This window comes from Pseudomonas mandelii, from assembly GCF_006438925.1.
GTDB lineage: Bacteria > Pseudomonadota > Gammaproteobacteria > Pseudomonadales > Pseudomonadaceae > Aquipseudomonas > Aquipseudomonas mandelii_C.
In genome coordinates this window covers 20,172-42,734 of the sequence record NZ_RCZA01000003.1, presented here as the reverse complement: position 1 = coordinate 42,734, position 22,563 = coordinate 20,172, and the positions used below count along the sequence as shown (strand labels likewise).

13 protein-coding genes and 2 pseudogenes are annotated in these 22,563 nt (G+C 60.2%); 10 read left to right on the top strand and 5 right to left on the bottom strand.

The window, feature by feature from the left end; translation table 11 throughout:
* Positions 1–27: 27 nt before the first annotated feature.
* The 3 genes and pseudogenes from EAH74_RS07185 to EAH74_RS07175 form a co-directional block, all read left to right on the top strand.
* Complete coding sequence (locus EAH74_RS07185; protein WP_140677318.1) at positions 28–1,371, top strand: MFS transporter; 1,344 nt, start codon at positions 28–30, stop codon at positions 1,369–1,371.
* On the top strand, positions 1,364–2,320 hold the full coding sequence (locus tag EAH74_RS07180; RefSeq protein WP_140677317.1) for an amidohydrolase family protein: 957 nt from the start codon (positions 1,364–1,366) through the stop codon (positions 2,318–2,320). Before EAH74_RS07185 ends, EAH74_RS07180 begins: the two co-directional genes overlap by 8 nt.
* Positions 2,317–3,168: pseudogene (locus tag EAH74_RS07175) on the top strand (4-hydroxythreonine-4-phosphate dehydrogenase PdxA); the annotation flags it as partial. The gene EAH74_RS07180 and the pseudogene EAH74_RS07175, both read left to right, overlap by 4 nt.
* A gap of 36 nt (positions 3,169–3,204) precedes the next feature.
* Here EAH74_RS07175 and EAH74_RS07170 read toward each other — a convergent pair.
* Both EAH74_RS07170 and EAH74_RS07165 read right to left on the bottom strand, forming a co-directional pair.
* Positions 3,205–4,424 (bottom strand): IS3 family transposase gene (locus EAH74_RS07170; protein ID WP_430539734.1). Its coding sequence is split into 2 segments (ribosomal slippage): positions 3,205–4,079 and positions 4,079–4,424, totalling 1,221 coding nucleotides; the frame shifts between segments, so codons are not numbered across the junction.
* Positions 4,425–4,497: 73 nt separating this feature from the next.
* Positions 4,498–4,722 (bottom strand): annotated as a pseudogene (locus tag EAH74_RS07165) (transposase); the annotation flags it as partial.
* 460 nt (positions 4,723–5,182) lie between these two features.
* Between EAH74_RS07165 and EAH74_RS07160 the strand changes: the two are divergent.
* From EAH74_RS07160 to EAH74_RS07150, 3 genes are all read left to right on the top strand, one after another.
* Positions 5,183–6,358 carry an L-rhamnonate dehydratase gene (locus tag EAH74_RS07160; protein ID WP_140677315.1) on the top strand — a complete coding sequence of 392 codons (1,176 nt, stop codon included), beginning with the start codon at positions 5,183–5,185 and terminating at the stop codon, positions 6,356–6,358.
* A 66-nt stretch (positions 6,359–6,424) separates the two neighbouring features.
* On the top strand, positions 6,425–7,420 hold the full coding sequence (gene araD1 / locus EAH74_RS07155; RefSeq protein WP_140677313.1) for an AraD1 family protein: 996 nt from the start codon (positions 6,425–6,427) through the stop codon (positions 7,418–7,420).
* Between the two features lie 170 nt (positions 7,421–7,590).
* Positions 7,591–9,171, top strand: coding sequence for an aldehyde dehydrogenase (NADP(+)) (locus EAH74_RS07150; RefSeq protein ID WP_140677312.1), 1,581 nt, complete (start codon positions 7,591–7,593; stop codon positions 9,169–9,171).
* Between the two features lie 123 nt (positions 9,172–9,294).
* Here EAH74_RS07150 and EAH74_RS07145 read toward each other — a convergent pair whose 3' ends face one another.
* Positions 9,295–10,203 (bottom strand): DMT family transporter, encoded by a 909-nt coding sequence (locus tag EAH74_RS07145; protein WP_140677311.1) that lies wholly within the window; start codon positions 10,201–10,203, stop codon positions 9,295–9,297.
* Between the two features lie 130 nt (positions 10,204–10,333).
* Here EAH74_RS07145 and aceK point away from each other — a divergent pair, with 130 nt between their 5' ends.
* The 3 genes from aceK (at position 10,334) to EAH74_RS07130 (ending at position 17,517) form a co-directional block, all read left to right on the top strand.
* Complete coding sequence (gene aceK / locus EAH74_RS07140; protein ID WP_140677310.1) at positions 10,334–12,052, top strand: bifunctional isocitrate dehydrogenase kinase/phosphatase; 1,719 nt, start codon at positions 10,334–10,336, stop codon at positions 12,050–12,052.
* A gap of 87 nt (positions 12,053–12,139) precedes the next feature.
* Positions 12,140–16,051: an ATP-dependent RNA helicase HrpA gene (hrpA, locus tag EAH74_RS07135; protein ID WP_140677309.1), complete on the top strand. Its 3,912-nt coding sequence runs from the start codon at positions 12,140–12,142 to the stop codon at positions 16,049–16,051.
* Positions 16,052–16,395: 344 nt separating this feature from the next.
* Entirely contained in the window at positions 16,396–17,517 is a 1,122-nt protein-coding gene (locus EAH74_RS07130; RefSeq protein ID WP_140677308.1) for a beta-ketoacyl-ACP synthase III, read from the top strand.
* Positions 17,518–17,746: 229 nt separating this feature from the next.
* Here EAH74_RS07130 and EAH74_RS07125 read toward each other — a convergent pair whose 3' ends face one another.
* On the bottom strand, positions 17,747–19,078 hold the full coding sequence (locus EAH74_RS07125) for a putative porin (protein WP_140677307.1): 1,332 nt from the start codon (positions 19,076–19,078) through the stop codon (positions 17,747–17,749).
* 282 nt (positions 19,079–19,360) lie between these two features.
* On the opposite strand from EAH74_RS07125, the gene EAH74_RS07120 reads away from it, so the two are divergent.
* Positions 19,361–20,485 (top strand): GNAT family N-acetyltransferase, encoded by a 1,125-nt coding sequence (locus tag EAH74_RS07120; RefSeq protein WP_123366745.1) that lies wholly within the window; start codon positions 19,361–19,363, stop codon positions 20,483–20,485.
* A 209-nt stretch (positions 20,486–20,694) separates the two neighbouring features.
* Here EAH74_RS07120 and EAH74_RS07115 read toward each other — a convergent pair whose 3' ends face one another.
* A complete protein-coding gene (locus tag EAH74_RS07115; protein ID WP_140677306.1) occupies positions 20,695–22,527 on the bottom strand; it encodes an ABC transporter ATP-binding protein in 1,833 nt (610 codons plus the stop codon).
* Positions 22,528–22,563 lie beyond the last annotated feature (36 nt).

Genomic DNA, 22,563 nt, shown 5'->3' with positions numbered 1-22,563 from the left:
CAACAATAATAAAACGAGGTACGCACCATGGCTCGTTCCAGTGCTTCCCTGCATCTGCCTGGCGCCGTTGCCCAGCCAGCGGCGGCAGCGGCCACACCGCTGACCGGCACGACCAAAGCCAGCAGCGTGCGCTGGCGGATCTTCGCGATCATCTTTGCGTTGACCATGGTCAACCTGATCGATCGGGTCTCGCTGTCCATCGCGATGCCGACCATCGCCCATGAATTTTCCCTGTCGCCGAGCCTGCAAGGGCTGATCCTCAGCAGCTTCTTCTGGGCGTATGCGCTGTTGCAGATTCCCGGCGGCTGGATGATCGATCGCTTCGGGCCGCACCGGGTCATCAGTTGGTCCACCGGGTTGTGGGGCACGTTCCAGGTGCTGGCAGCATTGGCGACTGGCGGCCTGTCCTTGTTGTTTGCCAGGGTTGCTCTTGGTGCTGCAGAAGCACCGTTGTTTCCGTCTGGCGGCAAGTTGATTTCCCTGTGGCTAGCACCGAGCGAGCGCAGTCGCGGCGCGGTGCTGATGGACAGTGGCAGCCCGTTGGGCGTGGCGCTGGGCGGGTTGATCATTGCCTATCTGATTGCGTCGCTGGATTCGTGGCGTCTGGCGTTCGTGATTGCCGGCATCGCGACGTTGGTGCTGGCCTGGCTGGCGCGGCGTTATCTGCGTGATGACCCGGCCAGTCACCCGCAAGTGAATGCTGAAGAACTGGAAAAGATCAACGCCGGGCGCGCGACGCCTGCTGCCGAAGCCGCGCGCGTGCCGGTCAAAGGCCTGGGCATCGCGGCACGTTCCTTGAGTGGTTTGCTGATCGGTCGCGCCAGTTGGGCGATGGTTTATTTCGGTCTGCTGACCTGGGGCCCGAGTTACCTGGCGCAGGCTCGCGGTTTTGATATCAAGGGGATTGGTGCGGCTACGTTTGTGATCTTTGTGTGCGGTGCGCTGGGTTCGTTGACTGGCGGTTTCCTTTGCGACGGGTTGATCCGAAAAGGCATCAGTCGTGGCGTGGCGGTCAAGAGCCTGCTGGCGTTTTCCGGTCTGGTAGCCCTCGGCGCGTTCCTGTTGCTGCCAACCCTGAGCAATCCTTTTGCGGCCGTGGCGCTGTTGGCCATGACCGCCTTTTTTCTTATGTGGGGCAGCCTGTACTGGAGCTTCCCGGCGTTGCTGGCAGCACCGGCGCGAGTCGGGTTGATCGGCGGCGTGATGAACATGGCCGGCAGCACCGGCGGCATCGCGGTACCGATTCTGGTGGGGATCATTCTGCAAATGACCGGTGGTTTTGCGCCGGTGCTGGGGTTCTTTGCGGTGTGCTCGGCAGTCTTTGTGCTGGCGACGTTGTTCATCAGCCTCGACGAGGTGCGTCATGGTTAATGTGTGGAACGGCCCGATCATCGACGCCCATCATCACTTCTGGGACCCGTCGATCAATGACCATCCGTGGCTTGCGCCCGAAGCCAACATCCCGTTTCGTTACGGTGATTACAGTGCGATCAAGCGCCGCTATTTTCCTGATGATTATTTCGCTGACGTCGGCCCGCATCGCGTGGTGCAAACGGTGTACGTCGAGACCGAATGGGACCCGCAAGACCCGATTGGCGAAACCCTGTTCATCGAGGGTCTGGCCGCCCGATACGGCGTGCCGAATGCCGTTGTGGCGCAAGCCTGGCTCGACCGTCCGGACGCCATCGCGGTACTGACCGAGCAAGCCAGTTTCAAGTGCGTGCGCAGCGTTCGCCACAAACCTGGTGGACCGACTTCGCCTGCGCAGGTCGGCCACGTTCGCAGCCTGATGAGCGACGAGTATTGGCGCCGCAGTTTCGCCACGCTCGAAGGTTTTGGGCTGCATTTCGATTTGCAGACACCCTGGTGGAACCTGCACGAAGCCGAACGGCTGGCCCGGGACTTTCCCGGCACCACGTTGATTCTCAACCACGCCGGGTTACCCAATGACCGCAGTGCCAAAGGCCTGGCGGGTTGGCGTTTGGCGATGGCGCGGCTGGCCGAGTGGCCGAACGTGCAGGTGAAAATATCCGGCCTTGGCCAGATGGGCCAGGCGTGGCGCGCCAAAGACAACGCCTGGATCGTGCGTGAAGTGATCGCCATGTTCGGCACCGATCGGGCGATGTTCGCCAGCAACTTTCCGGTGGACAGCCTGTGCGGCTCATTCGACGACATCTATAGCGGTTTCAAATCCATCGTTGCTGATCTGCCCAGCGTCGATCAGGAGCGTCTTTTCTACAGCAACGCGCAGCGGGTTTATCGCTGCGAGCCTTGCGCCATTGACCGGACATGGCCTGAACCCTTGAGGAGTGAAGCATGAACAAGACAACCATCGCGATGGTCCTGGGTGACCCGGCGGGCATCGGCCCGGAACTGATTGCACGCCTGCTCGGCGAGCCCGAAGTGCGTAGCCAGGCTAATGTGATTTTGATCGCCGACGAGGCGGAAATGCGTCGTGGAATGCGCATCGCCGGGGTGGAGTTTCCTTACCGTCGCGTCGAGTCGCTGGATCAGCTGGATTTTCGTGATGACACGCCGCTGTTCTATGATTTTCGTGGCGACACGCTTGGTGAATTTCCCCGCAGCGAAGCCAGCGTTATCGGCGGTCGCTACAGCCTCGATACCCTGGAAAAAGCCCTGCGCCTGACCGAGGCCGGCACCACCGACGCGGTGCTGTTCGGGCCGTTGAACAAGACCTCGCTGCACATGGCCGGCATGGCCCACAGCGATGAGCTGCACTGGTTCGCCGAGCTACTGGATTTCCACGGACCGTTCTGCGAATTCAACGTACTCGACAACCTTTGGACTTCGCGGGTGACGTCCCACGTGGCGCTGGCCGAGGTGCCAGGCATGCTCAGTCAGACGCGGGTGGTGGAAGCGATTCAATTGATCGACACCGCGCTCAAGCGCAATGGCCTGGAAAAGCCGCGCATTGGAGTCTGTGGGTTGAACCCGCACAACGGTGACAACGGCTCGTTCGGTCGGGAAGAACTGGACATCATTGGCCCGGCCGTGCGCTCGGCTCAGGCGCTGGGCATTGCGGCCGAAGGACCGTATCCGGCCGACACGATCTTCCTCAAGGTTCAGGGCGATGCCAGTGCGTTCGACGCGGTGGTCACGATGTATCACGACCAGGGGCAGATCGCGATCAAGTTGATGGGCTTCTCTGGACTTGCCCCTACCAAACCGGACACCAACTCCCCGTTAAATTGATGCTGCCGCCAAGCGCCTGAACTCCCTCGGTGAGCGATAGTTCAAGGCGCTGTGCGGATGCTGCTCGTTGTAATGCTCGAAGGCAATGGCCAAGTTGCGCAGTGCCGTTTCGCGATCCGGCTTAGGCATGTGCGCCACGTAATCACGCTTGATCGTCTTCACAAAGCTCTCGGCCATGCCGTTGCTCTGCGGGCTGCGCACAGGTGTGGTTACCGGCTGCAAACCGATCTGCCGAGCAAACAGGCGTGTCTGTTCGGCGGTGTACGCCGAGCCGTTGTCGCTTAGCCATTGCACCGGCGTGGCGGGCAGTTGATCACCGAAGCGCTTCTCCACGCTTTCCAGCATCAGGTCGCGGATATCATCGCCGCTGTAACCGGTCGGGCTCGCGACCCAGCCGATGGCTTCGCGATCACAGCAGTCCAGGGCGAAGGTCACGCTCAGTTTGGCGCCGTCCTCGCAGCGGAACTCAAAGCCGTCAGAACACCAACGCGTATCGCTGGTCTGCACAGCAATACGGCCTTCGTGCCGACGCGGCACGCCGGGTTGTTTGATCCGCCGCTCCAGCAGTAAGTTGTGATCACGCATGACCCGGTACACCCGCTTCACGTTTATCGCTGGCAGCGACTGGGTTTCACGTTCGCGGCGCAACAATCCCCAGACACGACGGTAGCCGTAGCTGGGCAACTCGCTGACCTGCTGTTGGATTTCTACCACCAGCTCAGCATCGTTCACGGGCCTGCTTCGCCGTACCTTGGGCGATACCGATTGCTTGATTCGAACCGTTAATTGCGAGCGCGCCACACCGAGACATTCGCTGACCAGCTTCACTGGTCGTCCCCCGGCAACAAGGGTGAGTGCGCAATCCATTTTCGCGACCGGGCGATCTCCACGGCCTCTTTGAGGATTTCTGCTTCCATCGTTTTCTTGCCCAGCATCCGTTGCAGTTCACGGATCTGCTTGAGCGCATCGCTCAGCTCCGAGGCCGGCACCACGGCTTCGCCAGCACTGACCGCCGACAGGCTGCCGTCCTGGTACAGCTTGCGCCACAGGAACAGCTGGTTGGCATTGATGCCGTTGCGCCGAGCCACCACCGAAACGCTTTGCCCTGGCTCAAGACTCTCGCGAACCATGGCCAGTTTTTGCTCTGGGCTCCAGCGGCGCCGTCGCTCCTGGCCCAAAAGCTCCCCACTCTTATCGTTGCTGTTAGTCATAAACATAACCGTTTGCCTATCCCTTATCGTAAGGGGGAAACGGTGTCCTGTCTTTCATGGGGCTCGTTCANGGCACCACGGCTTCGCCAGCACTGACCGCCGACAGGCTGCCGTCCTGGTACAGCTTGCGCCACAGGAACAGCTGGTTGGCATTGATGCCGTTGCGCCGAGCCACCACCGAAACGCTTTGCCCTGGCTCAAGACTCTCGCGAACCATGGCCAGTTTTTGCTCTGGGCTCCAGCGGCGCCGTCGCTCCTGGCCCAAAAGCTCCCCACTCTTATCGTTGCTGTTAGTCATAAACATAACCGTTTGCCTATCCCTTATCGTAAGGGGGAAACGGTGTCCTGTCTTTCATGGGGCTCGTTCACCCCTCACCCCGCCCTCCCGAAACGTCGGACCGCCCCACGGGGGAGAGGGGGAAAGGGAGCAGATCTTCAAGCCTTTCAAGCCTGAGTTCGACTCAGATCTTTCAGGTCGATGCAGCTCTAAGAACAACTCGGTCAGTCCCCTCTACCCTCTGGGGAGAGGGTTAGGGTGAGGGGTGGTCTTTAAAGCTTCCACACCCGATAACCCTATCTACCCAATAACCGCTTTTTCCTATCACCCCAGGTTATCGGCGGATACGCATAAGTGATTATCCGCAGCCCCCGAGCGCTGGCTAAAGTCGCTCCATCGAATGCCCGGAGCCGGCCACCCAAGCGGCCCCGCGCAGCGACCCGACAACTACAAAAAGCCGGCAGCGCAAGGAACTGTATTCATGAAAATCAAAGCAATCCGTACCCGCGTTTTCGAGTGGAAAGGCAAAGTCGTCCCCCCTCAAGCGCACTTCTGCACCAACGCCAGCGACATCCTGTTCGAACGCGGCGACGCCATGGGCTCGTTCCGTTTCCACGGCTGGCTGGTGGTGGAAGTCGAGACCGATACCGGTCTCGTCGGCATCGGTAACTGCGCCCTGGCACCGCGTGTGGCCAAGGAAATCATCGACACCTATCTGGCGCCGATCGCCATTGGCGAAGACCCGTTCGACAACGAATACATCTGGCAGAAGATGTACCGCCAGAGCCACGCCTGGGGCCGTAAAGGCATTGGCATGGCGGCGATCTCGGCGATCGACATCGCCATCTGGGACATCATGGGCAAAGCGGTCAACAAGCCTGTGTTCAAACTGCTCGGCGGCCGCACCAAGGAAAAGATCTGGACTTACGCATCCAAGCTCTACGCCAACGACAACCTCGACCTGTTCCTTGAAGAAGCCCAGGGCTATTTGAACCAGGGTTTCACCGCGCTGAAAATGCGTTTCGGCTACGGTCCGAAAGACGGCCCGGCGGGCATGCGCAAGAACATCGAACAAGTGCGGGCGCTGCGTAACCTGGCCGGCCCCGACATCGACATCATGCTCGAATGCTACATGGGCTGGACCCTGGAATACGCCCGCCGCATGTTGCCCAAACTCGCCGAGTTCGAACCACGCTGGCTCGAAGAACCGGTGATCGCCGACGACATCGAAGGCTACATCGAGCTGAAAAAAATGGGGATCATGCCAATCTCCGGCGGCGAGCATGAGTTCACCTCCTACGGCTTCAAAGACCTGCTGGAACGCCGCGCTGTCGACGTGATCCAGTACGACACCAACCGCGTCGGCGGCATCACCGCCGCGCGCAAGATCAACGCCATGGCCGAAGCCTGGTCGGTGCCAGTGATCCCGCACGCCGGGCAGATGCACAACTATCACCTGACCATGTCCACCACCGCATCGCCGATGGCCGAGTTCTTCCCGGTGTTCGACGTCGAAGTCGGCAACGAACTCTTTTACTACGTGTTCAAGGGCGAGCCGCAACCGGTCAACGGCTACATCCAGCTTGATGACAATAAACCGGGTCTGGGCCTGGAAATCTCCGATGAGTACCTGAGCGACTTCAACATCATCGAGTGACCTTGAGGCACCGCAAGCGGGCACCGCAAACTTGCGGCGCCATCCACGACTTTCTGGAGGGCCGTCATGCGCCTGATTCAATTCGAAAACACTGCGGGTGAACGCCAGGTCGGCCTCGTCGACGGGGCACAGGTTCAGGTATTGCGCGACACCCGCAGCACCCGCGAACTGGCACTCGCGGCGATCCGCGCCCAACGCAGCCTGGAAAAAGAAGTCGCCCAGCGCGGCACAGAGCGGGGCCCGGACTACGCACAACTATTGCAACAAGGCAAAGTCCTGCCGCCACTGGACCACGAAGACCCGGCCCATTGCCTGATCAGCGGCACCGGCCTGACCCATTTGGGCAGCGCCTCGGCACGGGACAAAATGCACCAGCAGGACGGCGCAGTCGAAGCCGGCATGACCGACACCATGCGCATTTTCAAATGGGGCCTGGAGGGTGGAAAACCAGCGGCCGGGCAGGTCGGTGCACAACCGGAATGGTTCTACAAAGGTGACGGCAGCATCGTCGTGCGCCCCGGCGCGGACTTCCCGGTGCCGCCGTTTGCCGAAGACGCCGGTGAAGAACCGGAACTGACGGGCCTGTATGTGATCGGCGACGACGGCCAGCCGTATCGCGTCGGTTATGCCTTGGGTAACGAGTTCTCCGACCATGTGATGGAGCGGCGCAATTACCTGTACCTCGCGCACTCGAAACTGCGTTTCTGCGCCTATGGCCCGGAGCTGCGCGTCGGTGAATTGCCCAAGCATCTGGCCGGCACCAGCCGCATCAAACGCAACGGCGAAACAATCTGGGAAAAGGAGTTTCTCAGCGGCGAAGACAACATGTGCCACAGCCTCGCCAACCTTGAATTCCACCACTTCAAGTACGCGCAGTTCTTGCGGCCCGGTGATGTTCATGTGCACTACTTCGGCACCGCCACGCTGTCGTTTGCCGACGGGGTGAAAACCCAGCCGGGCGATCGCTTCCAGATCAGCCTTGATGAGTTCGGCGCGCCACTGGAAAACGGTATCGGCGAAAGTGTCCAGCCGTTGGCCATCGGTCAGGTTCGCGCGCTTTAGGCCTGAAATTCTCAGTCGAACTCATAGTTGAACATCATGAAGATCGGCTCCCTTTCCCCCTCTACCCCGTGGGGCGGTCCGACGTTTCGGGAGGGCTGGGGTGAGGGGTGGATCTTGAATGTCCCAAAATCTTCAACAGTCGGCGTTGTTGGCCGGTCAAGGAATCAGTCATGACTTCGCTACTTGGACACAACTACATCGGCGGTCGCCGCAGCGCCAACGGCACGTTGCAATTGCAAAGCCTCGACGCGACTACCGGCGAGCCGCTTCCCGGCACTTTCTTTCAGGCTTCCGAAGCCGAAGTGGACGCCGCCGCCAAAGCTGCGGCCGCTGCGTACCCGATCTACCGCAACCTGAACGCGGAAAAACGTGCGCAGTTTCTCGACGCCATCGCCGATGAAATCGATGCACTGGGCGATGACTTCATCGCCACCGTGTGCCGCGAAACCGCGTTGCCGACGGGGCGTATCCAGGGTGAACGCGCACGCACCAGCGGGCAGATGCGTTTGTTCGCCACGGTGCTGCGTCGCGGCGATTTCTACGGTGCGCGGATTGATCGGGCGCTGCCGGATCGTCAGCCGTTGCCGTGTCCGGATCTACGTCAGTACCGTATCGCCCTCGGGCCGGTGGCGGTGTTCGGCGCCAGCAACTTTCCCTTGGCGTTCTCAACGGCCGGTGGCGATACCGCCTCGGCGCTGGCCGCCGGTTGCCCGGTGGTGTTCAAAGCTCACAGCGGGCACATGGCGACGGCCGAATGGGTGGCGGACGCGATCATCCGCGCCGCCGAGCGCACCGAGATGCCGGCCGGCGTGTTCAACATGATCTACGGCGGGGGCGTCGGTGAGTGGCTGGTCAAGCACCCGGCGATTCAGGCCGTGGGCTTCACCGGTTCGCTCAAGGGCGGCAATGCCCTGAGCCACATGGCCGCGACCCGGCCGCAGCCGATCCCGGTGTTTGCCGAGATGTCGAGCATCAACCCGGTGTTCCTGTTGCCGGAAGCGCTTGCGGTGCGTGGTGAGCAGATCGCTGCACAATTGACCGGTTCGGTGACGTTGGGCTGCGGCCAGTTCTGCACCAATCCAGGCTTGGTCATTGGCCTGCGCTCGCCGCAGTTCAGCACGTTTGTGGAAACGTTTTGCGCCAGCATGAACCAGCAACCGGCGCAAACCATGCTCAACGCGGGCGCATTGGTGAGTTACAGCAAAGGTCTGGGTGAGCTGCATGAACATCCGGGGCTGACACATCTGGCAGGCAAGCCGCAACAGGGCAATCAGGCTCAACCGCAAGTGTTCAAAGCGGATGTCAGCCTGTTGCTCAAGGGCGATGAGCTGCTTCAGGAAGAGGTCTTCGGGCCGACCACCATCATCATCGAAGTCGAAGATCGGGCGCAGCTGGTGGCGGCGCTGCACGGCCTGCGCGGGCAACTGACGGCAACGTTGATTGGCGAGGCCGAGGAATTGCTGGAGTACCGCTGGCTGGCGGAGGCGCTGCAGGAAAAGGTCGGGCGGATTTTGCTCAACGGTTACCCGACGGGTGTCGAGGTTTGCGAGGCAATGGTGCATGGCGGGCCGTATCCGGCGACTTCAGATTCGCGGGGCACATCGGTGGGTACGCTGGCGATCGATCGATTCCTGCGGCCGGTGTGCTTCCAGAATTACCTGGATGCGTTGTTGCCCGAGGCGTTACAGAACGCCAATCCGCTGGGGATTCGGCGGTTGGTGGATGGCGAGGTGAGTGATTTAGCATTGTGATTATCGGTGTCTGAACTACCGCCATCGCGAGCAAGCTCGCTCCCACATTGGATCTGTGTCACGACGAAGATCAAATGTGGGAGCGAGCTTGCTCGCGATGGCGTCATCAGCAACACCGCAAAACTACTTGGCAGTCACTTCTACCACCTTCACCACCGAAGGCTTCAACACCAACCACAACGCCGCCGCAATCAACACCCCGCCATAGATGTGCGCCATCGACAACGGCTCATCCAGCAACAACGCCCCCCACAACACCCCGAACGGCGGGATCAGAAAGGTCGTGGTCATCGACTTCACCGGCCCGACCGAGCTGAGCAACCGGAAGTAAATAATGTACGCAAGCGCCGTACACACCAGCCCCAAACCCAGCAACGACAGCCAGACACTCCAGCCGCCCCAGCTTTCCGGTGGCTGGCTGATCACGCTGTAACCGAACAGCGGCAACAGAAACAAGGTTGCGCCGAGCATGCTGCCCACCGCCGACAGTCGACTGTCGAGACCACCGGCGTGATCAAGCCAGCGGCGCGCGAGGAACCCGGCGAAACCGTAGCAGGTCGTGGCGAGCAGGCAGGCGAGGGCGCCCATCAGCAGTTCCATGTCGAACGCCACCGGACCGGCACGGGTCAGGACACCGACGCCAAACAGCCCGAGGAACACGCCGCCAAGCTTGGCTGCGGTCAGTCTTTCATGGAAGAACAGACCGCCGATCAGCACGCCCATCAGTGGCGTGGTGGCGTTGAAAATCGCCGAGTAACCGGCTGGCAGCACTTGGGCGGCTACCGAGTACAGGGTCGCCGGAATCCCGGAGTTGATCACCCCGAGCAGCATCACGGTTTTGAGTTTGCCTTTGAAATCCCAGCTGATGCGCATCAGCCCGAGAATCACCAACAGGCCGGTCGCGGCAATCGATACGCGGAAAAAAGCAGTGGGGATTGTGCCAATCACCGGGGCGATGATGCGCATGAACAGAAAGCTCGCGCCCCAAATGGCGGCAAGCGATAACAAACGCAGAGTATCGACGGGGTTCACAGCACTTTCCTTCCTTGATTGGCACGCAAGTGTCGCGCCAGCCAGGACGCAAGGCAATGGTTGCGTTGCGTAACAAAGGGCCACTAAGCTCAGGCCCCAACGATAAGCATCAGCCGCCGAGGTTTTACCTATGCCGCAGCAATGGCCAGCCGCCGACATCGCCCGAATGATCCTCGATGGCTTTGACGATTACCGCGAGCATTTCCGCCAGATCACCGACGGCGCCCGGGCTCGCTTCGAGCAGGCCAAGTGGCAGGAGACGCAAACGGCGTCGGCCGCGCGGATCAATCTCTACGAAGAAAAAGTCAGCGAAACGGTGGGACGGCTGCGTATCGCGTTTGATGCCGACACGCTGGATGTCAGCTGCTGGCCGCTGGTCAAAAGCGCTTACATCACGCTGATCGACCTGCGCTTCGACGATGAACTGTCCGAAACCTGGTACAACTCGATTTTCTGCGGGCTGTTCAGCCACGACCTGATCAGCGACGGCTGCATGTTCATCCACACCACCCGGCCGAGCCTGCGCCGGGCCCGCGCCGCGCAAACCCGCACGTACAAGCCCCAGGGCCAGTTGTCCGGGATGCTGGCGAGCATTTTTGCCGACTACCGCTTCAGCGAGGATTACGCCAACCTGGCGGGCGACCTGAACCGTCTCGAAGGGCAATTGCGCGAGAACCTGCCGGACTGGGTCTGCAAAGACCCGGAATTGAGCGTCGAACTGTTTTCCTCGGTACTTTACCGCAACAAAGGCGCGTACCTGGTCGGGCGCATCTACACCCAGGACGAACAATGGCCGCTGGTGATTCCGCTGCTGCACCGCGAAGGTCGCGGCATTCAGATCGATGCGCTGATCACCGATGAAGCGGACGTGTCGATCATCTTCTCGTTCACCCGTTCGTATTTCATGGTCGACGTGCCGGTACCGGCGGAGTTCATCGGTTTCCTCAAACGCATCCTGCCGGGCAAGCACATCGCCGAGCTGTACACCTCGATCGGCTTTTACAAACACGGAAAATCCGAGTTCTATCGGGCGCTGATCAATCACCTGGCCAACACCGACGACCAGTTCATCATGGCCCCGGGCGTGCGTGGCATGGTGATGAGCGTGTTTACCCTGCCGGGCTTCAACACCGTATTCAAAATCATCAAGGACCGCTTCTCGCCGTCAAAGAACGTCGACCGCGCCACGGTGATCGAGAAGTACCGTCTGGTGAAAAGCGTCGACCGGGTCGGGCGCCTGGCCGACACCCAGGAATTTGCCGACTTCCGCTTCCCGTTGAGCAAGTTCGACCCGGCCTGTCTGGAAGAATTGCTCGAAGTGGCCGCGTCCACCGTGTCGGTAGAAGACGACACCGTGCTGATCCGCCACTGCTGGACCGAACGGCGGATGACGCCGTTGAACCTGTATCTGGAGAACGCCAACGACGCTCAGGTCCGCGAGGCGCTGGAAGATTACGGGCTGGCGATCAAGCAACTGGCGGCGGCGAACATCTTTCCCGGCGACATGCTGTTGAAGAACTTCGGCGTCACTCGTCACGGGCGGGTGGTGTTTTATGACTATGACGAGATCTGCTTCCTGACCGAGGCCAACTTCCGGCATATCCCGCAACCGCGTACGCCGGAAGACGAGATGGCGTCGGAGCCTTGGTATTCGATCGGACCGCTGGATGTGTTTCCTGAAGAGTTTCCGCCGTTTTTGTTTGCTGATTCCGGGCAAAGGAAGTTGTTTGATCAGTTGCATGGTGAGCTTTACAACGCCGATTACTGGAAAGGCCTTCAGGAAGCCATTCGCGCCGGGAAGGTCATCGACGTGTTCCCGTATCGGCGCAAGGGCCTCGACAACGAGTAGCACCTCCCCCCTACAAGGGATCTCGTTCGCCCTTTAAATCTGCGACAATCCGCCCCCTGCGCCACTAGACGACTTATTGCGTACCTGATGACTGACGAATCGCCTTCCATCGACAAACTGCTGAAAAACCTCGATCACGCCATGCTCGCCGACCGCCACCGGCTGCGGCGGCAGTTGCTTGAGCTGCGCAAAAAACCTGACGAGGCCAAGCTGGCCCAGTGGGTGACGCGCATGCAGGCGTCCTGTGATCAGGTGTTGGCGCGGCGGGCCAGCCTGCCGGTGATTCGTTACGACGACAGCCTGCCGATCGCCGCCAAGCGCGACGAAATCAAGGAAGCGCTGCTCAAACATCAGGTGCTGATCATTGCCGGTGAAACCGGTTCGGGCAAAACTACCCAGTTGCCGAAGATCTGCCTGGAAATCGGTCGCGGCCAGCATGGCCTGATCGGCCACACCCAGCCTCGTCGAATCGCCGCCCGCAGCGTGGCGAGCCGGGTTGCCGAAGAACTGGCGACGCCGTTGGGCGCGCTGGTCGGCTATCAGGTGCGGTTCGAGGATCAGAGCGATTCCAACACCCTGATCAAACTGATGACCGACGGCATCCTGCTGGCGGAAACCCAGAACGACCGATACCTCGAACGCTACGACACGATCATCGTCGACGAAGCCCACGAACGCAGCCTCAACATCGACTTCCTGCTGGGTTACCTGAAAACCCTGCTGCCCCGTCGTCCGGACCTGAAAGTCATCATCACCTCGGCGACCATCGACCTGGAGCGTTTCTCCAAGCACTTCGATGACGCGCCGATTGTCGAAGTCTCCGGCCGCACCTTCCCCGTGGAAACCTGGTATCGCCCGCTGACCCTGGAGCAGGACGAAGAGGGCAACCGCGTCGAGGACGACTTGACGGTGGATCAGGCGATTCTCGCCACCCTCGACGAAATCGCCGCGTTCGAACGCAGCGAACGCAAGAGTCCCGGCGATGTGCTGGTGTTCCTGCCCGGCGAGCGCGAGATTCGCGACGCGGCGGACATGCTGCGCAAGGCCCAGCTCAAGCACACCGAGATTCTGCCGCTCTACGCACGACTGTCGCCGGCCGAACAGCAGCGGATTTTCCAGTCGCACCCAGGGCGGCGCGTGGTGCTGGCGACCAACGTCGCGGAAACCTCGCTGACGGTGCCGGGCATTCGTTATGTGATCGACAGCGGCACCGCGCGCATCAGCCGTTACAGCTACCGCGCCAAGGTCCAGCGCCTGCCCATCGAAGCGATTTCCCAAGCCAGTGCCAACCAGCGTAAAGGTCGTTGCGGGCGGGTCGAGCCGGGTATTTGTATTCGTCTATATGGCGAAGAAGATTTCATGGGTCGGCCGGAATTTACCGACCCGGAAATCCTGCGCACCAACCTCGCCGCGGTGATTTTGCAGATGCTGCATCTGCGCCTCGGCGAGATCACCGATTTCCCGTTTATCGAGCCGCCGGATGGCAAAGCCATCAGCGACGGTTTCAACCTGCTGCAAGAACTCTCGGCGGTCGACCGCAACAGCCAGCTGACCCCGCTCGGTCGCCAGTTGGCGCGGCTACCGGTGGACCCGCGGATGGGCCGCATGCTGCTGGAAGCAGCAAAACTCGGCAGCTTGCAGGAAGTGCTGATTGTCGCCAGTGCCATGTCGATTCAGGACCCGCGCGAGCGTCCGCCGGAACGTCAGCAAGCGGCGGATCAGGCGCACGCGCAATGGAAAGACGTGGACTCGGACTTCGCCGGGCTGGTCAATCTGTGGCGCGGTTTCGAAGAACAGCGCCAGGCGCTGACCGCCAGCCCGCTGCGCAATTGGTGCCGCAAGAATTTCCTGAATTACCTGCGTCTGCGCGAATGGCGCGACTCCCATCGTCAGTTGAGCCTGATCTGCCGCGACATGCAGTTGAGCCTCAACAAGGAACCGGCGGATTACCCGAAACTGCACAAAGCCGTGCTCTCGGGGCTGCTCAGCCAGATCGGGCAGAAAACCGATGAAGGCGATTACCTCGGCGCCCGCCAGCGACGCTTCTGGATTCACCCGTCATCGGGCCTCGGTAAAAAGCGTCCGCAATGGCTGATGGCCGCCGAACTGGTGGAAACCACCAAGCTCTACGCGCGCATGGTGGCCAAGATCGACTCGGACTGGATCGAGCCCTTGGCCGGGCACCTGATCAAGAAAAACCACTTCGAACCGCACTGGGAGAAGAAGCGCGGCCAAGTCGTGGCCTTCGAGCAAATCACTTTGTTCGGATTGATCGTGGTCGGTCGCCGACCGGTGCATTACGGGCCGATCGATCCCGTAGTGTCTCGTGAGTTTTTTATTCGCGAAGGTCTGGTGCGCGGCGAGATTCAGTCCAAGGCCAAGTGCCTGACGGCCAATGCGCAACTGCTGGAGCAGCTCGACGAACTGGAAGCCAAGGCTCGCCGTCGCGACATTCTGGCCGACGAAGAAACCCTGTTCGCCTTCTACGATGCGCGACTGCCGGCGGAGATCCACCAGACTGCGACTTTCGACAGCTGGTACCGGGTCAACAGCCAGAAAGACCCACAGCTGCTGATCATGCGCGAAGAAGACGTGCTGGCCCGTGAGGCGAGTGAAGTCACCGCTTTGCATTATCCGGACACCTTGCACATCGGTGATCTGGAGTTGGCGCTGAGCTACCACTTCGAACCGAACCATCCCCGTGACGGCGTGACCCTGCGTGTGCCGGCGCCCCTGTTGCCAATGTTGCCGCCAGAACGCCTGGAGTGGCTGGTGCCGGGCGTGATCGAGGCCAAGTGCATCGCGCTGGTGCGCAACCTGCCTAAAGCCCTGCGCAAGAATTTCGTACCGGTGCCGGACTTCGTCAAAGCCGCATTGCAGCGCGTGACTTTCGCCGAGGGCTCGTTGCCTCAAGCGCTGGGCCGTGAACTGTTGCGCATGACCGGTGCGCGGGTCAGCGATGAAGCCTGGGCCGAAGCGTCGCAGCAGGTCGACAGTCATTTGCGGATGAACCTGGAAATCGTCGACGGCCAGGGCAAGTTCCTCGGCGAAGGGCGTGATCTGGCGGAACTGACCGCACGTTTTGCCGAAGCCAGTCAGGCGGCGTTGGCCGTGCCGCAAACCGCGAAAAACCAGCAACCGGTGGAGCCGAAAGTGTTTGCCGCCGTCGCCGAGAAAACCCAGCAGAAGATCGCCGGGCTATCAATGACGGTGTATCCGGCGCTGGTGGAAGAGAGCGGCACGGTCAAGGAAGGGCGTTTCTCGACGCCGGCCGAGGCAGAGTTTCAACATCGCCGCGCCTTGCAGCGTTTGCTGATGCAGCAACTGGCCGAACCGGCGAAGTTCCTGCGCAGCAAGTTGCCGGGGCTGACCGAATTGGGCTTGATGTACCGCGACATGGGGCGCGTCGACAGTCTGGTCGAAGACATTCTGCTGGCCAGCCTCGACAGCTGCATTCTCGACGGCGAAGACCCGCTGCCACGGGATGGCGCCGGGTTTGCGTCACTGGCCGAACGCAAGCGCGGCGGCTGGACCGAGCACGCCGAGCGCCTGGCCAAGCTGACACTGGAGATTCTCAAGCTCTGGCACGGCCTGCAAAAACGCTTCAAGGGCAAGATCGATCTGGCGCAAGCCGTGGCCCTGAACGACATCAAGCAGCAGCTCAGTCATCTGGTGTATCCGGGCTTCGTCCGAGAAACCCCGATGCAGTGGATCAAGGAGTTGCCGCGTTATCTGAAAGCGGTCGAGCAGCGCTTCGAGAAAATCGGCGCTCAGGTGCAGAGGGACCGGGTCTGGAGCGGTGAGTTGTCTGGCCTGTGGACGCAATATCAAACCCGCGCGAACAAGCATGCCCAGGAAGGCAAACGCGATCCGCAATTGGAGCTCTATCGCTGGTGGCTGGAGGAATACCGGGTTTCCCTGTTCGCCCAACAATTGGGGACCAAGGTGCCGATCTCCGACAAGCGCCTGAACAAGCAATGGACCCAGGTCGAACCATAACGCCGATACTCTGTGATCACCGCGATCCCCTGTAGGAGCTGCCGAAGGCTGCGATCTTTTGATCTTTCTTTATCGCGACAGCAGAAGATCAAAAGATCGCAGCCTTCGGCAGCTCCTACAAGTAGCCGTGTGACCGCGTTTGTTCCAGCAAAAGGCGCCAAAACCCAATGTTTATGGCAAACTTCGCGCCTATAAACGCCGGTCCCGCGGTTTTGAGCCTTCACAGGTCTGGGCGGATTGGAATAAAGCGATGCCAGGTTTGCGTCCCCTGACGGGAGCAGATCCTTTGTGTGTTGGTACGTCGGTGCCAATACTTTCTGCCTGAACAGATTAGAGAAACGACCATGCATAACGTCGTCATCAGCGGCACCGGCCTGTACACCCCGGCCAACAGCATCTCCAACGAAGAGCTGGTGCAGTCTTTCAATGCTTACGTCGCGCAATTCAACGCCGACAACGCCGACGCCATCGCGCGCGGCGAAATCGAAGCGTTGACGGAGTCCAGCGCGGCGTTTATCGAAAAGGCGTCTGGCATCAAAAGCCGCTTTGTCATGGACAAGGACGGCATCCTCGACCCTCAACGTATGGCGCCACGCCTGCCGGAACGCTCGAATGACGAGTGGTCGGTGCTTTGCCAAATGGCGATCGGTGCCGCCGAGCAAGCCTTGCAGCGTGCCGGCAAAACCGCCGCGGACATCGACGGTGTGATCGTCGCCTGCTCCAACCTGCAACGGGCCTATCCGGCCATCGCCATCGAAGTCCAGGAAGCCTTGGGCATCCAGGGTTTCGGTTTCGACATGAACGTCGCCTGCTCCTCGGCGACCTTCGGCATTCAGGCTGCGACCAACAGCGTGCAGCTGGGCCAGGCCCGGGCGATCCTGATGGTCAACCCGGAAGTCTGCACCGGTCACCTGAACTTCCGCGACCGTGACAGCCACTTCATCTTCGGCGACGCCGCGACTGCGGTGATCATCGAGCGTGCTGACCTGGCGACGTCCAAGTACCAGTTCGACATCGTCAGCACCAAGCTGCTGACCAAGTTCTCCAACAACATCCGCAACAACTTCGGCTTCCTCAACCGCGCGGCGGAAGAGGGCATCGGTGCCAAGGACAAACTGTTCGTGCAGGAAGGCCGCAAGGTGTTCCGCGATGTCTGCCCGATGGTCGCTGAGCTGATCGCTACGCACCTGGAAGAGAACACGCTCAACATCAGCGACGTGAAACGCTTCTGGCTGCATCAGGCCAACCTCAGCATGAACCACCTGATCGTCAAGAAGCTGCTGGGCCGCGAAGCCACCGAAGAAGAAGCCCCGGTGATTCTCGACACCTACGCCAACACCAGCTCCGCCGGTTCCGTGATCGCGTTTCACAAGAACCAGGACGATCTGGCCGCCGGTTCGCTGGCAGTGCTCAGCTCGTTCGGTGCCGGTTACTCGATTGGCAGCGTGATTCTGCGCAAGCGCTGAGTTTGGCTTAAAAGATCGCAGCCTGCGGCAGCTCCTACACGGGATTGGATTTCAACGCGATATCGCGGTTGGAATACGGTCGGTGTAGGAGCTGCCGCAGGCTGCGATCTTTTTTGCGCCAACAAAAAAAACTCGCGCTGCAGTATCGGACGGATGATGGGGACCGATACCACAACGCGAGTTTGTAAAAGCGGCTCGGGCTTCCTTGCCCGAGTCGTGTAGCGGGGAATCAGAACTTCGCTTCGGCATCCAGTTGCAGGGTGTTGATGTCCGAATCTTTCTTGTTGATGCTGGCGTTGGTCTGGTCAGATGTAGCCATGAAGTACGTCGCGCCGAGGTTGAAGTTCTTGTCCAACTCGTAGCTCACTTTCAACTTGCTACCGCGCGAACCGGTGAAACCGTTGGCAAAGTCGGAGTCGGTGAAGGCGCCGACCACCGCATTACGCTGTACATCGCGGTAGTTGTAGTCCACTGCGAAGCCGTAGATCTTGGACTTCACACCGGCCAACCAACCAGTGTCCTGATCGTTGCTCGCGTCTTTGTTGTTGACGTACTGACCGTACAACGAGAGCGGTACTGGCAGGTTGCTGAAGTCGAGCTGACCAAAGCCTTCGTACAGTTTGAAGGTTTCGTTCGGGCTGTTGCCGTTGACGGCCAGTGCGCATGGAGCGGTGACGGTACCGGTGGTAGGGCATGCGCTGTTCTTATCGTTGTCGTACGAGTAGATACTGCCGCCCAAGGTCATTTTCATGCTGTCGGTGATGGCGAAACGCGCGCCCAACTGGCCAGCGTACAGACGCAGGTCGTGTTTGAACTGCACACCCTCGCCGTCGACGTTGTCCTTGAGGGTGTAGTGACCGGCGCTACCAAACAGCTCGGTGCTGCCGCCCAGCGGGTATTTGTAAGTCGCTGCCAGGCCTTCCGGGTTGATGTCGCTATCCCAGATGATGTCGCCCATGCTCACCCATTGTTGCGGCATCTTGCCGCCAACGAGGTGCAGGTTCTTGATCGCGTCGGGGTGGTAGTCAACGTAGCCCTGGTCCAGCCAGATCGACTTCTTGTCGAAGTAGTTGTTCAGGTCCTGGTTGGTGGACCGGGCGTCGTCGTTGCTGCCGGTGGCGATACGAATACCGGTGTCGACTTGCGGGTTGATTTCGCTGTAGGCACCCAGACGGGCACGAATGCGCTGACGATCCTGGTCTTTGCTGTTTGGAACGCCATCGTTGTGGACTGTTTCTTCACGGAAACGCACGTCACCCTTGAATTGGGTCTTGGCGGCCCACGCCAGTTTCTGGTCGAAGGTACTCAGTTCATTGGTTTTCTTCGCGGTCGCTGCGATCTGTTCGTTGGTCTCTTGTTGAGCCTGACGAGCAATCTGCTGGTCCTTCTGATCCCTGGTCAGCTCGGCTTGCAGTTCGGTGTACTGCGCAGGCGAAATCGAGCCGTTTGCCTTGAGCATGTCGAGCAGTTTGGCGTCAACTGCAGCGCTGGCCGGAACACTCATGGCCAGCAGCAACCCACCACACAAGGCCGCCGCAGTTTTCGTGGAAGCAAGACGCATATCAATCTCCGAAGATGTAATGGGATGACTGAGCCATCCAGGACACAACCGACCGTTGGCGGACGGAAAACAGTGACCAGGTTTAGAACCCGGCGCTCTAAAAACAGGCGCCAGTATCGCGATGGTTTATGACAGAGCAGTGGCAATGTGATGGCGTCTCGATGACGATACAAATATGGCGTAAAGCCTTATCCAGAGCCCTGTCGGCGGATTGCTCGTGTGGATTTTTTGGCGATGGGCGATACTCGCCAGGCTTTCACGCAAAGAAGTAGGGAAGAACTGATGCCGCTGCAACGTCTGGAAAGTCTGTCCGAAATCGCGTCGCAGACGTGGGATGCCCTGGTGCCCGAGAATCAGCCCTTTCTGCGCCACGCCTTTCTCAGCGCGCTGGAAGACAGCGGCAGCGTCGGCCCTCATTCAGGCTGGCAACCCGAACACTTGTTGCACATCGAAGGCGATCGCCTGATTGCCGCGCTGCCCAGTTACCGCAAATGGCATTCCTACGGAGAGTACGTGTTCGACCACGCCTGGGCCGATGCCTGTGAGCGTGCCGGTATCGATTACTACCCCAAGCTGCTGACGGCTGTGCCGTTCAGTCCGGTCAGCGGCCCGCGTTTGCTGGCGGCCACGCTCGAGGACGGTTTCGAACTGTTGAAAAGCCTGCCGGGCTACCTTGAAATCGAACAACTCTCCAGTGCCCACATCAACTTCACCGACCCGTTCACTGACGCAGCCTTGGCCGAGCAGCCAGGCTGGTTGCAGCGAATCGGCTGTCAGTACCACTGGCAAAATCGCGGGTATCGGGATTTTCAAGACTTCCTCGACGCCCTCAGTTCGCGCAAGCGCAAGCAGATGCGCAAGGAACGCGAACAAGTGGCGGGGCAGGGCATTGATTTCGAATGGCTTGAAGGTAGGCAACTCGATCAGGCGCAGTGGGATTTTGTCTATGCCTGCTACGCCAATACCTACGCAGTGCGTCGGCAAGCGCCGTATCTGACGCGGGAGTTTTTCAGTTTGCTGGCCGAGCGCATGCCAGAGTCGATTCGTGTGGTGTTGGCCAAGCAAGGCTCACGGCCGGTGGCCATGGCCTTCAGTCTGGTGGGTGGCGACAGTTTTTACGGTCGTTACTGGGGCTGTCTGGCGGAGTTCGACCGTCTGCACTTCGAGACCTGTTTCTACCAGGGCATGGACTACGCGATTGCCAATGGCTTCCAGCGTTTCGATGCCGGTGCCCAGGGCGAGCACAAGTTGATTCGCGGGTTCGAACCCGTGATCACTCATTCATGGCACTACTTGCGTCATCCCGGCCTGAAAGCTGCCGTCAAAGACTTCCTGCAGCAAGAGCGCGTTGGTGTGCTGGCGTATGCCGAGGAAGCGAGGACGGCCTTGCCTTACCGGCAAGAGTGATCCTCGCCCCGCTTCAGCTGCTTTCCTTGCCCAGCTATCGATACGTCACAAGTCCATGTAGCAGCTGGCGCAGCCTGCGTTCGGCTGCGAAGCAGTCGTTAATTCAGCGGATGCGTTATGCCTGAAATACCGCGCTATAGGATTTTGCGACTGCTGCGCAGCCGAACGCAGGCTGCGCCAGCTGCTACAAGGATCTCGGCGACCGGCATTTAGTCGATCCCGACAAATCCACCCGTCTGGTGCTGCCACAACCTCGCATACAACCCGCCATGGGCCAGCAGTTCGGCGTGGCTGCCGGTTTCGGCGATCTTGCCTTTTTCCAGCACCACCAGCCGGTCCATGCGCGCGATGGTCGAGAGCCGGTGAGCGATGGCGATCACGGTTTTGCCCTGCATCAGGGTTTCGAGGCTTTCCTGGATCGCTGCTTCGACTTCCGAGTCGAGCGCCGAGGTGGCCTCGTCCATGATCAGGATCGGCGCGTCCTTGAGCAGCACGCGGGCGATGGCAATGCGCTGACGCTGGCCGCCGGAGAGTTTCACCCCGCGTTCACCGACGTGGGCATCAAAACCGGTGCGACCTTCGGAGTCCGACAACAATGGGATGAACTCGTCGGCGCGGGCCTTGTGCACCGCCTCCCAGAGTTCGGCGTCGGTGGCGTCGGGTTTGCCATACAACAAATTGTCGCGGATCGAGCGATGCAGCAGGGACGTGTCCTGGGTGATCATGCCGATGCGCTCGCGCAGGCTTTCCTGACCGACTTCGGCGATGTTCTGGCCGTCGATGAGGATGCGTCCGCCCTCCACGTCATAGAGGCGCAGCAGCAGGTTGACCAGGGTTGACTTGCCTGCGCCGGATGGACCGATCAGGCCGATTTTCTCACCGGGCTTGATGGTCAGGTTGAGGTCGCCGATGATCCCGCTCTTCTTGCCGTAGTGGAAATCCACGTGCTCGAAACGCACTTCGCCACGGGTGACCGCCAGCGGTTTGGCCTGCTCGCGATCAGTGACGCTGACCGGTTGAGAAATGGTCTGCAAACCGTCCTGAACCATGCCGATGTTTTCGAAAATGCCGGTGACCACCCACATGATCCAGCCGGACATGTTGACGATGCGGATCACCAGGCCGGTGGCCAGGGCAATCGCGCCTACGGTGATCAGCGATTGCGTCCACAGCCACAGGGCCAGGCCGGTGGTGCCGACGATCAGCAAGCCGTTCATGCTGGTGATGACCACGTCCATGCTGGTGACCACCCGGCCGGCCAGTTGGGCTTTTTCGGTTTGTTCCTTGATCGCTTCGCGAGCGTATTGCTGCTCAAAGTTGGTGTGGGCGAACAGCTTCAGGGTAGTGATGTTGGTGTAGCCGTCGACGATCCGCCCCATGAGTTTGGAGCGCGCCTCGGATGACACCACCGAACGTTCCTTGACCCGTGGCACGAAGTAGTAAAGGGCACTGATGAAGGCGACGATCCAGGTCAGTAGCGGGATCATCAGGCGCCAGTCGGCTTCGGCGAACAGCACCAGCGAACTGATCGCGTAGATCAGCACGTGCCACAGCGCGTCCACCGCTTGCACAGCCGAATCGCGCAGCGAGTTGCCGGTTTGCATGATGCGTTGGGCGATGCGGCCGGCGAAGTCGTTCTGGAAAAAATTCAGGCTCTGTTTGAGCACATAACTGTGGTTCTGCCAGCGGATCAGGCTGGTCATGCTGGGGCTCAGGGTCTGGTGCACCAGCAGGTCATGCAGGCCAACAAAAATCGGCCGAAAAACCAGGGCTACCACCGCCATCCAGGCGAGCTCGATGCCGTGTTCCTTGAAGAAGTCGACGTTAGGTGTGCCTTGGGTCAGGTCGATGATGCGGCTCAGGTAACTGAACAGCGCCACTTCAATCAGCGCACCGATCAGACCGACGAGCAGCAGGGCAGCGAAACTCGGCCAGACCTGCTTCAAGTAATAGGTATAAAAAGGGAGAACCCGATCCGGCGGAGCGGCCGTCGGGGCCTCGCGGAAAATGTCGATCAGTTTCTCGAAACGGCGATAAAGCATCAGTTCTCCGCCCGCGCACGGGCTCTCCTTTGAACA

What these genes read in the sequence shown, in the direction of transcription:
- EAH74_RS07185 (WP_140677318.1), top strand. Translation starts at nt 28, where the DNA reads ATGGCTCGTTCCAGTGCTTCCCTGCATCTGCCTGGCGCCGTTGCCCAG.
- EAH74_RS07180 (WP_140677317.1), top strand. Translation starts at nt 1,364, where the DNA reads ATGGTTAATGTGTGGAACGGCCCGATCATCGACGCCCATCATCACTTC.
- EAH74_RS07160 (WP_140677315.1), top strand. Translation starts at nt 5,183, where the DNA reads ATGAAAATCAAAGCAATCCGTACCCGCGTTTTCGAGTGGAAAGGCAAA.
- araD1 (WP_140677313.1), top strand. Translation starts at nt 6,425, where the DNA reads ATGCGCCTGATTCAATTCGAAAACACTGCGGGTGAACGCCAGGTCGGC.
- EAH74_RS07150 (WP_140677312.1), top strand. Translation starts at nt 7,591, where the DNA reads ATGACTTCGCTACTTGGACACAACTACATCGGCGGTCGCCGCAGCGCC.
- aceK (WP_140677310.1), top strand. Translation starts at nt 10,334, where the DNA reads ATGCCGCAGCAATGGCCAGCCGCCGACATCGCCCGAATGATCCTCGAT.
- hrpA (WP_140677309.1), top strand. Translation starts at nt 12,140, where the DNA reads ATGACTGACGAATCGCCTTCCATCGACAAACTGCTGAAAAACCTCGAT.
- EAH74_RS07130 (WP_140677308.1), top strand. Translation starts at nt 16,396, where the DNA reads ATGCATAACGTCGTCATCAGCGGCACCGGCCTGTACACCCCGGCCAAC.
- EAH74_RS07125 (WP_140677307.1), bottom strand. Translation starts at nt 19,078, where the DNA reads ATGCGTCTTGCTTCCACGAAAACTGCGGCGGCCTTGTGTGGTGGGTTG.
- EAH74_RS07120 (WP_123366745.1), top strand. Translation starts at nt 19,361, where the DNA reads ATGCCGCTGCAACGTCTGGAAAGTCTGTCCGAAATCGCGTCGCAGACG.
- EAH74_RS07115 (WP_140677306.1), bottom strand. Translation starts at nt 22,527, where the DNA reads ATGCTTTATCGCCGTTTCGAGAAACTGATCGACATTTTCCGCGAGGCC.